The sequence below is a fragment of the Synechococcus sp. CB0205 genome (assembly GCF_000179255.1).
GTDB lineage: Bacteria > Cyanobacteriota > Cyanobacteriia > PCC-6307 > Cyanobiaceae > Vulcanococcus.
Genome location: NZ_ADXM01000061.1, coordinates 1 through 13,249, shown reverse-complemented (window position 1 = coordinate 13,249; position 13,249 = coordinate 1). Strand labels below are relative to the sequence as shown.

The window sequence follows — 13,249 nt, the reverse complement described above, 5'->3', positions numbered from 1 at the left end:
AGTCATCTCCTCAATACCTTGCGGAGATGAGCGAGCTGGGGCGATGTCGCCTGTTTTTGATGCGTTAGATCCAGTTCTGAGGCGTCACGGCTACCAAGCCGAGGCCCTGCTGGAGGTGCTCGCCGCCGCTCAACAGATCTATGGCCACCTCAGCCCCAGTCTTCTGCGCCATGTCGCCGGTCTCCTGCGATTGCCTTTGAGCCGCGTGCAGGGCACGGCGAGTTTTTATCACCTCTTTCGCCTCAGTCCTCCTCCTCGGCATCAGTGCCTGGTTTGCACCGGCACGGCTTGCCATGTTCAGGGCGCAGGCCTTTTGTTCAAGGCACTCCAGACAACCCTCAAGCAGCCCTGGTGCGAGCTGGGCTCCGTGCGCTGCATCGGCAGCTGCAGTGGAGGACCACTGCTGGTTGTCGATGGCGACATCTGGACTCACCAGACCAGTGCCACAGCGCTTGCTGGTCTTCGAAGGCTGAAGCCATGAGAAGCGGCCTTCGTTTCTGCACGTCCACCAGCTGCCGCAGCCGAGGGAGTGAGGGCTTGCTGCAGCACTGCGCTGCCGTCGCCAGGCAGGGTGAAGCAGGCCTATCGGTCAAGGGGGTCGGCTGTCTGGGCCCCTGCAGCGAGGGGCCGTTGATGGTCATCGATACCGAGGCTGGATCCCGGTTGATGGCGCTTGAGCACTCTGCGCTGGAGTCCCTCCCCACGGAGCTTGAGACAACCTTGAGTCGCGGTGCCCTGATCGCATGGCAACCCTCCGGGAGTCGAGAGATCCTGCCTGAGGAACCCTTCCTCGCCCTGCAGCGGCGCCTGGTGCTGGCGCAGTGCGGGCGCATTGACCCCGAGTCATTGGAGGAGGCCGAGGCAGCCGGTGCCTACCTCCAGCTGCGGCGTGTTCTGCAGGAGAACGATCCCCTGGCCATCATCGAGCGCGTCAGGCGCAGTGGGCTACGGGGTCGCGGCGGCGCGGGCTATCCCACGGGTTTGAAGTGGGCCGCCGTCGCCGCCATGCCGGGGGACTCCAAAGTCGTGGTCTGCAACGCCGATGAGGGCGATCCCGGTGCCTTTATGGATCGCACGGTGATGGAGGGAGACCCCCACACCCTGCTTGAGGGGATGGTGATTGCAGCCTTCGCTGTGGGGGCAGAGCGGGGATGGATCTATGTCCGCGGTGAATACCCCCTGGCGATTGAGCGGTTGCGGCGGGGAATCGAGCAGGCCCGCCAGAGCGGTTGGCTTGGTGGCTCGGTGGGCGCTAGCGGCTTCCGTTTTGATCTGGAGCTTCGCGTGGGAGCCGGCGCCTATGTCTGCGGAGAGGAAACCGCCTTAATCCATTCGATCGAGGGACGGCGCGGTGTGCCCAGACCCCGTCCGCCCTTTCCGGCAGAGCAAGGGGTCCATGGATTCCCGACACTGATTAACAACGTCGAAACCTTCGCCAACATCCCTGCGTTGTTGCGTCTGGGGCTGGAGGCCTACGGCCAAGGCACCAAGGTCTTCTCCCTGACAGGCCACGTGCAACGCAGTGGAGTCGTCGAAGTGCCCATGGGCACGAGCCTGCGCACGATTGTGGAGACGATGGCCGGTGGCCCAAAGAACGGCCATCAGATCAAGGCGGTCCAGACCGGAGGGCCATCGGGGGGCTGTGTCCCCGCCAGCCACCTGGACACCCCTGTGGATTACGACAGCCTGCGTGAGCTCGGCACGATCATGGGCTCGGGCGGGATGGTGGTGATGGATGACACCACCGACATGGTGGATCTGGCCGCCTTCTTCATGGCCTTCTGCCGAGAAGAGTCCTGCGGCAAATGCATCCCCTGCCGCTGCGGCACGGTCCAGCTGGAGATCCTGCTGCGCAAGCTGCTGGCGGGCCAAGGGACAGGCTCCGACCTAAGCCAGTTGGAGAGCCTCTGCCACACCGTCAAAGAGGCCAGTTTGTGTGGATTGGGCCAAAACGCACCCAATCCAGTGCTGAGCAGCCTGCGTCATTACCGGGGCGACTTTCTCGCCTTGCTGCAGAGGGACCGGCGCCCATGAGCATCGTCACCCTGCGCATTGACGACCGCGATGTAGCGGTCTCATCCGGAACGACTCTCTTGGCGGCCATCCGCTCCGAGGGCCTCTCCGTTCCCACCCTTTGCGATCTCAAGGGGGTGTCACCGGTGGCGGCCTGCCGTCTCTGCCTGGTGGCACTGGAAGGAACAGAGAAGCTGCAGGCCGCTTGTGTCACCAGCGTGCAGGAGGGGATGAGGGTCAAGACCAACACCCCGCAATTGGAGGAGATCCGACGTTCGGTGATCGAAATGCTGTTCACCGAGGGGAACCATGTCTGTGCGATCTGTGTCGCCAATGGGGATTGTGAACTTCAGGACCTGGCGGTGCAGGTGGGCATGGATCACAGCCGCCTCCCCTATCGATTTCCAGAGCGGTCAGTGGATCTTTCCCACGCGCGATTTGGCTTGGATCACAACCGCTGCATTCTCTGCACCCGTTGCGTTCGGGTCTGCGATGAAGTGGAGGGCGCCCACGTCTGGGATGTGGGCTGGCGGGGCGAGCAGTGCCAGATCATCTCCGGCCTGGCTGAGGCCTGGGGGGAGGTCCAGGCCTGCACCGATTGCGGCAAGTGCGTGGAGGTCTGCCCCACCGGTGCCCTCTTCCACAAGGGGGACAACAGCGCAGAAAAGCACGGTCATCCAGAGCGGCTCCAGGCCCTGGTCGAGGCACGCACCCATCAGCACTGGCAGCCATGAGCACCTCCTCCCCCCGCAAGCGTCTGGCCACGGTTTGGTTGGCGGGTTGTTCGGGCTGCCATATGTCGTTTCTCGATCTTGATGAATGGCTCCTGGAGCTCACCGAGCAAGCCGACATCGTCTACAGCCCGGTGGGATCGGACCAGAAGCTCTATCCCAAAAATGTCGACATCGCCCTCGTGGAGGGAGGGGTCGCCAACGAGGACAACCTGGAACTGCTGCTGCAGGTGAGGGCCAACTCACAAATCCTGGTGAGCTTTGGCGATTGCGCCATCACGGCCAACGTCCCAGGGATGCGCAACATGCTCCAGGGCGCCGATCCCGTGCTCCGGCGCGGCTACCTGGATCTAGCCGACAGCAGCGCCCAACGCCCCCATGCACCAGGTCTCATCCCTGAGCTCCTCGATCGGGTCCTGCCAGTCCATGAGTTGGTCGCCGTGGAGATGTTCCTGCCGGGATGTCCGCCCAGTGCGACGCAGATCCGATCAGCGCTAGAGGCACTGCTGCAGGATCAGCGGCCTCCGCTCCAGGCCAACCGGGAGATCCGTTTTGGCTGAAGCGAGCCAGCAACGGCGCCGGATTCAGATCGATCCAGTGACCCGAATCGAAGGTCACGCCAAGATCTCGATCCAGCTCGATGCCTCGGGGGCGGTGGAGACGGCCCGCTTCCACGTCACTGAATACCGCGGTTTTGAGACGTTCTGCGAGGGCAGACCCTTCACCGAGATGGCCGCCATCACGGCCCGGATCTGCGGGATCTGTCCGGTCAGTCATCTGCTGACCGCAGCCAAAACCGGAGACAAGATCCTCGGGGTCTCGATCCCCCCTACGGCGGAGAAGCTGCGCCGCCTCATGAACTTGGCGCAGATCACCCAATCGCACGCCCTGTCCTTCTTTCACCTCAGCAGTCCCGATTTCCTCTTGGGCTGGAACAGTGATCCGGCACGACGCAACATCTTTGGTCTGATCGCGGCGAACCCTGATCTGGCCCGCAGTGGAATCCGCCTACGTCAATTCGGCCAGGGCGTCATCGAGGCCTTGGGGGGCGCAAAATCCATGCCGCCTGGGCCGTCCCGGGGGGAGTACGCAGCCCGTTAGCGATCGAGACCCGCGACCAAATCCGAGCCGGACTGCCCGAGGCCTTCGCCGTTGTCGAGCAGGGGCTGAGGGTGTTCAAAGAGTTGCTCGATCGACAACTGCGTGAAGAACTCGAGGTCTTTGGCCACTTTCCCTCGCTCTTTGTGGGGTTGATCGGCCATGGCGATCGCTGGGAGCACACCAGTGGATCCCTCTGCCAGGGCATCCGGGTCATCGATAGCCAAGGTGGAGTGCTTGCCGATGGCTTGCGGGAAGACGACTACGCCTCCTTCATCGCCGAAGCGGTGGAGCCTTGGAGCTACCTCAAATTCCCCTACTACCGGCCCTTAGGCCTGGAGGCCGGGAGTTATCGCGTCGGCCCCCTGGCCCGGCTGAACCTCTGCACGCGGATTGGCACGGAACGGGCCGATCGCGAGTTGCTGGAGTTCCGCCAACGGGGGGGGCGCGTGGTGACGGCCTCGTTCCTCTATCACCTGGCCCGCTTGGTGGAGATCCTGGCCTGCCTTGAGCAGATGGAGCAGCTGCTGGATGATCCCGAGCTGTGCTCCCCCCACGTGCGCGCCCGAGCAGAGGTCAACTGCCTGGAGGCCGTGGGCGTGAGTGAGGCACCCCGCGGCACCCTGCTGCACCACTACCGGGTGGATGCCAATGGGCTGATTGAGAAGGTGAATCTGATCATTGCCACCGGCCAGAACAACGGGGCTATGAATCGCACGGTGACCCAGATCGCCAGGCATTACCTCACCCCAACGCAGACCCAGGCGACCCAGCTCAACGAGGCACTGCTCAACCGCATCGAAGCGGGGATTCGTTGCTTCGATCCGTGCCTGTCCTGCAGCACACATGCCGCAGGAGCCATGCCCCTGCAGGTGCAGCTGTTGAGTGCAGAGGGAGATCTACTCCAGGAGCTGAAACGCGAATGAGCACTGCGCTGAAGCCCCTTGTGATTGGCATCGGCAACCTGCAGAGGGGTGATGACAGCGCGGGCTATCGCATCGCTGCTGCCCTGCAGGACGAGTTAGCGGTGCCCTGCCGAGTGATTGCGAGCCACCAGCTCATGCCGGAGTTTGCGGAGCCGATTGCCACCGCAAGTCGGGTGTTGTTCATCGATTCCACCATCGATCCGGCGCGATGTTCGCGCTGGTCCTCTCCCCAACTCGAGCCCCTGGGGTGCCTCCCCCTGACGAAGACGTCCTTGAGCCATCAGGGCACCCCCCAGGATCTCTTGGCCCTGGCTGAGGCCTTGTACAGCTCGCGACCACCGGCCTGGCAGCTGCTGATCCCCTCCCTGCATTGGGAGCATGGAATGGAACTCTCCCCCTTGACCTCAACAGCGGCGGCCATGGCCGTGCCCCTGGTCCGCGCCTGGGGATCAGGTCATGCATGAGTTAGCGCTGATCGATGAGCTCTGCCGCATCGCCCAACAGGCGGCCAAAGATCAGGGAGCCAGCACGATCCATTCGCTCCTGTTGCGAATCGGCAACCTCTCCGGCGTGGATGCGGAAGCCTTGCGTCAGGCCTTTGCAGTGGTGGCGACAGCCCCCCCCTGGAGCAGCACTCGGCTTGAGCTGGAGGTGGTGAGAACCCGCTGTTTCTGCGCTCACTGCCGCCAGGCCTTTCGGCCCACGGATCTGATTCATCAGTGCAGCCGCTGCGGTGCGCTCTCCAGCGACGTTCTCGAGGGCCGCGAACTTGAACTGGTTTCGATGGAGGTCTCCTGATGTGTGGCCAGTGCGGCTGTGAGCAGGGCGCTCCATTCACACCAGAGCCAACGCGGATCGTTCTCCAACGCAACCTGCTGGAGCGCAATGAGCAGCAGGCCTTGCACAACCGCATCCACTTCGAGCAACACGGTTTGCTCGCGGTGAATCTGGTCTCCGCACCGGGGTCAGGGAAGACCGCCCTGCTCGAGCAGCTGGCGCGCCAGTGGCCGCGACCACCCATCGGGGTGATCGTTGGCGATTTGGCCACCGATAACGACGCCCAGCGTCTGAAGAGTGCAGGGGCACGCTCTGTGCAGATCCAGACAGGCGATCTCTGCCATCTGGAGGCTGATCTGGTGGCTCGCGCCTTTGATCAGCTGGAGACCAGGGGGATGGATCTCTTGATGATCGAGAACGTCGGCAATCTCGTCTGCCCCACGGCTTTTGCGTTGGGGGAACACCTGCGTATCGCCTTGATCTCGGTCACCGAGGGTGAGGACAAACCCCTGAAATACCCGGCCCTATTCAAAAGTGTCGATGCAGTGCTGATCAACAAGATCGACCTGGAGGAGGTGGTGGGCTTTGATCGCCGCGCCGCCCTCGCCAATCTCAGGGACACGGCTCCCCAGGCAGAGGTCTTTGCCATCTCTGCTCGATCGGGAGCCGGGGTAGAGGCTGTCATGGCCTGGCTGCAGGATGAGCAGCGGAACTGAGTGGGCGCTGCAGCTGCAGCTCAGTGGGCAGGTGCAGGGCATTGGGTTTCGCCCGGCCATCCATCGCAGGGCCACACGACTGGGGCTGGGTGGCTGGGTCGCCAACAACACAAGCGGCGTGATCCTGGAGCTGCATGGCTCGAGGCCTCAACTCGAGGTGTTTCTCAAACAACTGCTGAGGGATCCCCCAACACACAGTCGGATGGACCAGGTGCAGGCGGGTTGGCGTCAGATCCCCTGCGGCAAGCGACCGTTCCGGATTGTGCCCTCCCAGCCTTCACCGGGTTCCTCGGCACTGATCGCACCAGATCTGGCCCTCTGCAGGGCATGCCTGGCCGAGCTTCTGGATCCGAGCAACCGACGCTTCGGCTATCCCTTCATCAGTTGCGCCCAGTGCGGACCGCGCTACAGCCTCCTGCAGACGTTGCCGTTTGAGCGGGACAACACCAGCTTCTCCGCCTTCCCGCCGTGCGCCACCTGCGCTGCGGAATACGCCAATCCCGAGGACCGCCGCTTTCATGCTCAGACGATTAGCTGCCCGGCCTGCGGACCAAGCCTGAGCTGGAACCAAAGGATTGCGGACTACGGGGAAGGCCTGCAGGCCGCGACGCAGCTACTGCGAGCAGGCGGCATCCTCGCCCTGCAGGGGGTCGGGGGCTTTCAACTCCTGGCTGATCCAACCCACGGCCAAGCGTTGGCAAGGCTGCGGAGCAGAAAGGGGCGGCCTGAAAAACCCCTGGCCCTACTGAGCAGCAGAGCAGCGCTCGAGGAGATCTGCCGACCATCAGAGCCTGAACTGGAGCTCTGGCAGTCCCCTCTCGCCCCAATCGTGCTGATGCGCCGTAGCCCTGATGCTGGTGTGGATGCACGGGTGGCGGGATCGAGTCCCTGGTTGGGGGTGATGCGCCCGGCCAGTGGCTTGCAACAGCTCTTGCTCGAGCACGTTGGTTCCCCCTTGGTCTGCACCAGCGCCAATCGTTCCGGGGAGCCGATTGCGGCCGATGTCAACGCCGATGAGGCCTTGCTCGCCTCCCTGGCGGATGGTGTGCTGAGTCATGGATTGCGCATCGTCAACCGCATCGACGACAGCGTGATGCGCTGGGCCGCTGGTGCCCCCCTAGTGCTGCGGCTCGGGCGTGGTCTCGCGCCCCTCGCCCTTCCAACCCAAGCCCAGCCATGCTCCGCTCCGGTGCAACTGGCCGTGGGTGCACAAGTCAAAGGTGCTTTTGCGCTACAGCTGAAGACGCATCGGGTGTTGAGCCCCGATCTTGGTGATCTCTCCACTCGCTGCGGTGCCGAGCATTTCGAGAGCACTAGCCGCACCTGGATGCGGCGCCACGCCGTCACTCCAAGGTGGATTGTGAGTGATCGCCACCGGAGCTACAGCTCCAGTGCCTACGCCGAACACCTCAGCCAGTCCCTTCCAGCGAGGCGACTGCAGGTGCAGCATCACCAGGCCCATCTGCTGGCGGTGATGGTCGAACACGGCCTGAGCGGAGCGCAATGCGGACTGGCCTGGGATGGATCTGGACTCGGAGATGACGGCACGATCTGGGGCGGGGAAGCCCTGGAGCTTGAAGGCGACGGCTACCGGCGGGTCGCCACCCTTCGCTCATTCCCATTGCCAGGAGGAGAGCGCGCCCTACGGGAACCCCGACGGGCGGCCCTGGGGATACTGCTGGAGGCCTATGGACCCAACTGGCGATCCAGGCTGCAGCCACTGGAGACGCCCTGGTGGTCCGCGTTCCCTGAGGCGGATCGTGCGCTACTGGAACAGAGCCTGGTCTGCGGGGTGAATCGCCATCGCTGCTCCAGCATGGGGCGGCTGTTTGATGGCTTCGCGGCCTTGCTTGGGGTGCAGCAAACCTGCAGCTTCGAGGCCCAGGCGGCGATGGCACTCGAGGGGTTGGCGACCCAGGCACTGGAGAGGGGAGAGGCCTCGCCGACTTACCCCCTGCCGCTGGAGTGGTCTGCCGCTGAAGGGATCTGGGTGTGGAACTGGGCGCCACTGCTCGAGGCCGTTCTGAATGGCTTGGGGGAGAACATCTCCCCGGCCGCGCTCTCACTGGCGTTTCACCAAAGCCTGGCCCAGGCGGTCGTGAACCTGGCGCAGTCCCAGGGCGTTGATCAACTGCTTCTGGCGGGGGGCTGCTTCCAGAACAAGTTGCTCTTGGAACGTTGCGTTCTGGGGCTGCAACAGGTCGGTGTCCGAGCGATTTGGTGTCAGCAACTGCCCTGCAATGACGCCAGCCTCCCGATCGGTCAGCTGCTGGCTGTGCCGCAGATCTGAGGCAGCGGCCAACGGGCGCCAAAACCCCGCATAGAACGAGCTGAACGCCACTAGGAAGGCATGTGCCTGGCCGTCGCTGGTGAGTTAGTCAGCAGCAATCACCACCCCGACCCCCTCTGGCGTGTGGGGGATGTTTCCTTTGCAGGGGTCCTGCGCCAGGTCAGCCTGGCCTGCGTCCCGACGGCTCAGATCGGGGACCAGCTGCTGGTGCATGTCGGGGTGGCTCTGAAGGTGATGGAGCCGGAGCGATGACGCTGCAGCTGGGCAGATGAGTGAATGCGTCGCTTTGCTCGAGCAAATACGGGGCTGCTGCAGCCAGCGCTGGACAGTGATGGAGGTCTGCGGCGGTCAGACCCATGCCCTACTGCGCCATGGGCTGGATCGGCTGCTGGAAGACTCGATCGACCTGATCCACGGGCCTGGCTGCCCGGTCTGTGTGACAGACAGCGAACGCATTGATCAGGCCATTGCTTTGGTCAAAAAGCCTGAGGTCACGCTCTGCTCCTACGGCGACATGCTTCGAGTGCCTGGTAGCGATGGGAGCAATCTGCTGGGGTGCCGATCGGAAGGTGCCGATGTACGTGTGATCTACTCCCCCCTTGATGTGCTGGAGATCGCAAGGCGGGAAACGGATCGTCAGGTGGTGTTTCTGGCGGTGGGCTTTGAGACCACGGCCCCCGCGACGGGCCTACTGGTTCAACAGGCCCATCAGCAGAGGCTCACGAATCTTCGACTGTTGATGGCCCATGTCCGGGTTGCGCCAGCACTGGATCAATTGCTCGGGGACCCGGCCTGCACTGTGCAGGGCTTACTGGCTGCTGGGCACGTCTGTGCGGTCATGGGAGAGGCTGAGTACGTGGATCTGGCGGCGCAGCACAGACGCCCGATCGTGATGACTGGGTTCAGCCCGGAGGCATTGCTACGAGGGATTTTGTGCTGCATCAAGCAGCTGGAGGAAGGACGCCATGACCTCAGGAATGCCTACGAGGCGGTCGTCGATCAGGGGGGGAACAGGGACGCTCGCCGGTTGATTGAGACCGTCTTTGAACCCGTCGACAGGGTGTGGCGAGGTCTCGGGGTCATCGGCAAAGGCGGATATCGGTTGCGTGACCCTTATTCAGCTCTGGCGATGGAGCCGGAGGAGCTGGACGGACAGCCCTACGGCAATGGGCAATGCCCAAGTGGTCAGGTTCTCAGGGGCTTGATGCGGCCAGGCGAGTGTCCAAGCTTTGGAGACGCCTGCACTCCCGCTCACCCATTGGGGGCACCGATGGTCTCAAGCGAGGGGGCCTGTGCCGCCTATTTCAGGTTTCATCACTGAGCGATGCAGCCACCCGACGGAAGAATCCAGATGGGGCATGGGGGTGGCGGCCGCCTAATGCGGGAGCTGATCACCGAGTTGGTGGTGCCAAAGCTCGGCCACCAGAAGAACGTGCTGCATGATGCGGCACTCCTCTACACACCCGGCCCGCAACTGGCGTTCAGCACAGACTCCTATGTGGTGAGGCCCTTGTTCTTCCCCGGGGGAGACATCGGACGACTGGCGGTCTATGGAAGCGTGAACGACCTGGCCATGGCGGGGGCAAGACCACTCGCCCTGAGCCTGTCGCTGATCATCGAGGAGGGTCTTGAAGTCGACTGTCTGGCTCGGGTGATCGATTCAGTGGGCGAGGCCTGCCGAGGCATCGGCGTGGAGGTGATCACCGGGGACACAAAGGTGGTGGAACGGGGAAAGGGTGATGGGTTGTTCATCAACAGCACAGCCATTGGAGTGGTGGAACACCCGCTGAACATCAGTCCAAGCGCCATCAGGCCAGGTGATGCCGTCATCGTCAGTGGCGACCTTGGGCGCCACGGATTAGCCGTGCTGTCGGCGCGCGCTGAATTGGGTTTGAGGAGCCCAATCGAGAGTGATCTGGCCTGCCTGCTGGAGCCGGTGATGGAGCTACTGGCAGCCGGAGTGGAGCTGCACTGCCTTCGTGATCTGACGAGGGGGGGCTTGGCGAGTGCAAGCGATGAGATCGCAAGAAGTGGTCAGTGCACCCTGCAGCTCGAGCAGCAGCGCATTCCAGTGCATCCAAGCGTGAACGCGGCCTGCGAGGTCCTTGGGCTCGATCCAATAGCAATGGCGAACGAGGGTCGGATGCTGGTGATCTGCCCTGCCGAGCAGGTGGGTCTTGCCTTGACGGTGCTTCAGCGATATGAACCAGAAGCAGCAAGGGTTGGCACGGTTGGAAAGAGATGGGCCGATGGATCATCTCTAGACGTGCGCTATCCGGTCAGCTTGATCAGCGAGCTGGGGGTGAATTGCCCAGTGGTTCTCGCTGAAGGGGAGCAGATACCGAGAATCTGTTGACCGCAAAGGAACGTGACACGGAGGCAGATGCAATGCAGATGTGATCAAAAACGAAAAGAGCAAAGAATCAAAGTCACACTTGAGTGATGCTTGAAGGACCTCGTGGACAGACCGATCACAGTGCAGCTCAACAAACAGGAAGCGCGACTACTCTTCAACACAATCCAGGCGAGATCACGTTATCGGCCGATAAAGCACCCCTACGGCCGGGTGGTATGGCAACCGTGGATGGGGGTGCTGCTAAAGAAACTCAGCCAGGCATTGGCCGAGGAAGGAGTCGTAGACGCAGCGTAGAAAGAAGCGTGGTGCCAACCAACATCAAAGAAGAAGTGAAAAGCTGACCACAAGCGAGCAGAAGGTAACGCTCAACGCCGCAATGATGCCGCGATTCCGGAAGGAAATAGGCGAGGAGGGAAACACGGGCTAGGACAGAAGAGAAGAGACAGGGTTGCAATGCTTGATCCTAAGGAGATTCACAGGACACCGAATGGAGGCACCATTGAATCGATTGGAAACGGCAATTATCGTGTGTGCGACAAGGATCTCAATTGCGCCATAATCGAAGGACTCTGGAAAGCACACAAAGCAATGAGGCAGAAGGAAGACAACAGGACACATCAACGCTTCTGCCGGCCGCATCTAAGCGCTAACCGAAAAACTGAAACGCGAAGAACGGGTCGACACAGAAACGGGAGATCCAATCACGCGAGAAGGAAGTAAAGCGATCGAGGCAACTGGCCAGCGGCGAGAAGTGGAACCAAGAGACAGCAGAACGAGTGCAAGACTGCCCAGGCTGGGCCAGGCAACAGCACGTCCGATGGCCAAGAAGACGAAGGCGGAGCAAATCAGATTCGATGGCGCGGGAGATCTGACACAGGGCAGGAGAAAGAGGGTGGTCAATGACTAGAAGGAAGTCGAGAGAGGATCGCTCATGTACAGAACGAACCTGTGCGACTACCACCATCACGTCACAAAGACAGGCCATAGCATTCACCACCGCGGCTACATAGAGTCCTTCCTAGTCAAGACAAACGGGCAACAAGGAAGCAGTGTCGACTTGAAATGGAGAAGGTCAAAGACGGCCCCGATGGGCCTCAATGACGAAAACCACAGAGCCCGTGGAACACAAACAGAGGCGCTCCAAACAGGGCATCCAGGAAGACGCTGATCACCAAGAACCGTTGCAGTGCAGTGGAACTCAAGGAAAGGCAGTGACGTCAGGGGAGCCTGCCGTGGCGGCAGGTCCCGCGGTGATGCAGATTGGATGTAGACTCACCCAAGGGATGCCATGTCTGCGGCAGGGCTACGGGGAACAGCTAAAAACAGCTGGGGAATAACAGGGGTTCTTCTTGGCACATCGGTACTGGTACACACCCAGGTCGACAGCCGTTACTTGAGTGACTTCGCTCTGCGATCACCGCCATGGGCGTTCTTGGTAGCAGTTGCAGGGATATTGGTGCTGAACCATTGGCAGGAAAGCCTTCTCCTGATTGCGTCCATGGGCATGCAGGGATCGTTCCTGATCACCCAGGAAATCGAACTAACGCAAAACGAATGGACTCTGTTGGTCCTGCGCCGGCTTGTATTGATAGCGGTGTGCATCTGGGCTGCATATTTGAGAAGCCAACTGGAGCAGAAGCACTCCGAGCAGGTGAAGCAGCAAGGCCGCCTGCAATCAAAGCTGGAGCAAAGCCTGAGAGCCTCAATACTTGCTCATGAAATACGGCAACCGCTGAGTCACGTAATTATTGAGTGCAAATTACTGTGCTTCCGCACAGCACAGAAATCTGATCTAACAACAAAAGTCAGAACAGAGATCAGACAAATCCAGCAAAGCGCCGAGGAGATCGATCAGCTGGTGCGAACAGTCACACGCCTATTGCGAGAGGACAAGAATAGTTTCGAAACAGTCGACGTAACAAGTTTGGTTGAAAACCGCTTAAAAAGGTGGAAGCACAAAGAAGAGAATACCAAGATCGATATTGAGTTCAAACGCAGCACGAACCATCAATGTGTACACGGGGACAAGGATCAGCTCCTAATAGCGGTCGATAATCTACTGAAGAATGCAAGCGATGCCGCCAATAAGAACTACAGACGAAAACGTAGGATTCAAGTCTCGGTTACTCGAAAGAGAGGCAATGTCCTGTTGCAGGTCGCCGATAGCGGGAAGGGACTGCCAAGCAAGAGAAGTCAGGAACTACTCCTTGAGAGCAAGGGCGAGAGTGGGATGGGCGTTGGAATTTTGTGTGTAGAGACAATTGCTTTAGGGCACAGCGGGGAGCTCATCCTGGGCAGCTCCAAACAACTTGGCGGTGCACAGATATGCCTGAGTCTTCCAG

12 protein-coding genes and 1 pseudogene are annotated in these 13,249 nt (G+C 61.3%); all 13 read left to right on the top strand.

Going from position 1 to position 13,249, the window contains the following annotated elements:
* Positions 1-43: 43 nt before the first annotated feature.
* Positions 44-481: an NAD(P)H-dependent oxidoreductase subunit E gene (locus CB0205_RS15530; protein WP_010317670.1), complete on the top strand. Its 438-nt coding sequence runs from the start codon at positions 44-46 to the stop codon at positions 479-481.
* Positions 478-2,034, top strand: a complete 1,557-nt coding sequence (locus CB0205_RS14825) for a NuoF family protein (protein WP_043706083.1) — start codon at positions 478-480, stop codon at positions 2,032-2,034. Before CB0205_RS15530 ends, CB0205_RS14825 begins: the two co-directional genes overlap by 4 nt.
* On the top strand, positions 2,031-2,747 hold the full coding sequence (gene hoxU / locus CB0205_RS0111935; RefSeq protein ID WP_010317666.1) for a bidirectional hydrogenase complex protein HoxU: 717 nt from the start codon (positions 2,031-2,033) through the stop codon (positions 2,745-2,747). The genes CB0205_RS14825 and hoxU overlap by 4 nt, the downstream gene beginning before the upstream one ends.
* Positions 2,744-3,304, top strand: a complete 561-nt coding sequence (locus CB0205_RS0111930; RefSeq protein ID WP_010317664.1) for an oxidoreductase — start codon at positions 2,744-2,746, stop codon at positions 3,302-3,304. Before hoxU ends, CB0205_RS0111930 begins: the two co-directional genes overlap by 4 nt.
* Positions 3,297-4,768, top strand: a pseudogene (locus CB0205_RS14820) (Ni/Fe hydrogenase subunit alpha). The gene CB0205_RS0111930 and the pseudogene CB0205_RS14820 overlap by 8 nt, the downstream one beginning before the upstream one ends.
* Positions 4,765-5,232: a hydrogenase maturation protease gene (locus CB0205_RS14815; protein WP_010317660.1), complete on the top strand. Its 468-nt coding sequence runs from the start codon at positions 4,765-4,767 to the stop codon at positions 5,230-5,232. The pseudogene CB0205_RS14820 and the gene CB0205_RS14815 overlap by 4 nt, the downstream one beginning before the upstream one ends.
* A complete protein-coding gene (locus tag CB0205_RS0111915) occupies positions 5,225-5,566 on the top strand; it encodes a hydrogenase maturation nickel metallochaperone HypA (RefSeq protein ID WP_010317658.1) in 342 nt (113 codons plus the stop codon). The genes CB0205_RS14815 and CB0205_RS0111915 overlap by 8 nt, the downstream gene beginning before the upstream one ends.
* Positions 5,566-6,261, top strand: coding sequence for a hydrogenase nickel incorporation protein HypB (hypB, locus tag CB0205_RS0111910; protein WP_010317656.1), 696 nt, complete (start codon positions 5,566-5,568; stop codon positions 6,259-6,261). The genes CB0205_RS0111915 and hypB overlap by 1 nt, the downstream gene beginning before the upstream one ends.
* Positions 6,245-8,551, top strand: a complete 2,307-nt coding sequence (gene hypF / locus CB0205_RS0111905) for a carbamoyltransferase HypF (protein WP_010317653.1) — start codon at positions 6,245-6,247, stop codon at positions 8,549-8,551. Before hypB ends, hypF begins: the two co-directional genes overlap by 17 nt.
* Before the next feature lie 60 nt (positions 8,552-8,611).
* Positions 8,612-8,803 (top strand): HypC/HybG/HupF family hydrogenase formation chaperone, encoded by a 192-nt coding sequence (locus CB0205_RS0111900; protein WP_010317651.1) that lies wholly within the window; start codon positions 8,612-8,614, stop codon positions 8,801-8,803.
* Between the two features lie 16 nt (positions 8,804-8,819).
* Positions 8,820-9,872, top strand: coding sequence for a hydrogenase formation protein HypD (hypD, locus tag CB0205_RS0111895; protein WP_029626367.1), 1,053 nt, complete (start codon positions 8,820-8,822; stop codon positions 9,870-9,872).
* Between the two features lie 3 nt (positions 9,873-9,875).
* Positions 9,876-10,907: a hydrogenase expression/formation protein HypE gene (hypE, locus tag CB0205_RS0111890; RefSeq protein WP_029626366.1), complete on the top strand. Its 1,032-nt coding sequence runs from the start codon at positions 9,876-9,878 to the stop codon at positions 10,905-10,907.
* A gap of 1,288 nt (positions 10,908-12,195) precedes the next feature.
* Positions 12,196-13,249: HAMP domain-containing sensor histidine kinase (locus CB0205_RS0111875; protein ID WP_156797963.1), on the top strand; the 1,054-nt coding region annotated here is incomplete at its 3' end.

Excerpts from the sequence above, each read along its gene's own strand:
- CB0205_RS15530 (WP_010317670.1), top strand. The coding sequence starts at position 44 with ATGTCGCCTGTTTTTGATGCGTTAGATCCAGTTCTGAGGCGTCACGGC.
- CB0205_RS14825 (WP_043706083.1), top strand. The coding sequence starts at position 478 with ATGAGAAGCGGCCTTCGTTTCTGCACGTCCACCAGCTGCCGCAGCCGA.
- hoxU (WP_010317666.1), top strand. The coding sequence starts at position 2,031 with ATGAGCATCGTCACCCTGCGCATTGACGACCGCGATGTAGCGGTCTCA.
- CB0205_RS0111930 (WP_010317664.1), top strand. The coding sequence starts at position 2,744 with ATGAGCACCTCCTCCCCCCGCAAGCGTCTGGCCACGGTTTGGTTGGCG.
- CB0205_RS14815 (WP_010317660.1), top strand. The coding sequence starts at position 4,765 with ATGAGCACTGCGCTGAAGCCCCTTGTGATTGGCATCGGCAACCTGCAG.
- CB0205_RS0111915 (WP_010317658.1), top strand. The coding sequence starts at position 5,225 with ATGCATGAGTTAGCGCTGATCGATGAGCTCTGCCGCATCGCCCAACAG.
- hypB (WP_010317656.1), top strand. The coding sequence starts at position 5,566 with ATGTGTGGCCAGTGCGGCTGTGAGCAGGGCGCTCCATTCACACCAGAG.
- hypF (WP_010317653.1), top strand. The coding sequence starts at position 6,245 with ATGAGCAGCGGAACTGAGTGGGCGCTGCAGCTGCAGCTCAGTGGGCAG.
- CB0205_RS0111900 (WP_010317651.1), top strand. The coding sequence starts at position 8,612 with ATGTGCCTGGCCGTCGCTGGTGAGTTAGTCAGCAGCAATCACCACCCC.
- hypD (WP_029626367.1), top strand. The coding sequence starts at position 8,820 with ATGAGTGAATGCGTCGCTTTGCTCGAGCAAATACGGGGCTGCTGCAGC.
- hypE (WP_029626366.1), top strand. The coding sequence starts at position 9,876 with ATGCAGCCACCCGACGGAAGAATCCAGATGGGGCATGGGGGTGGCGGC.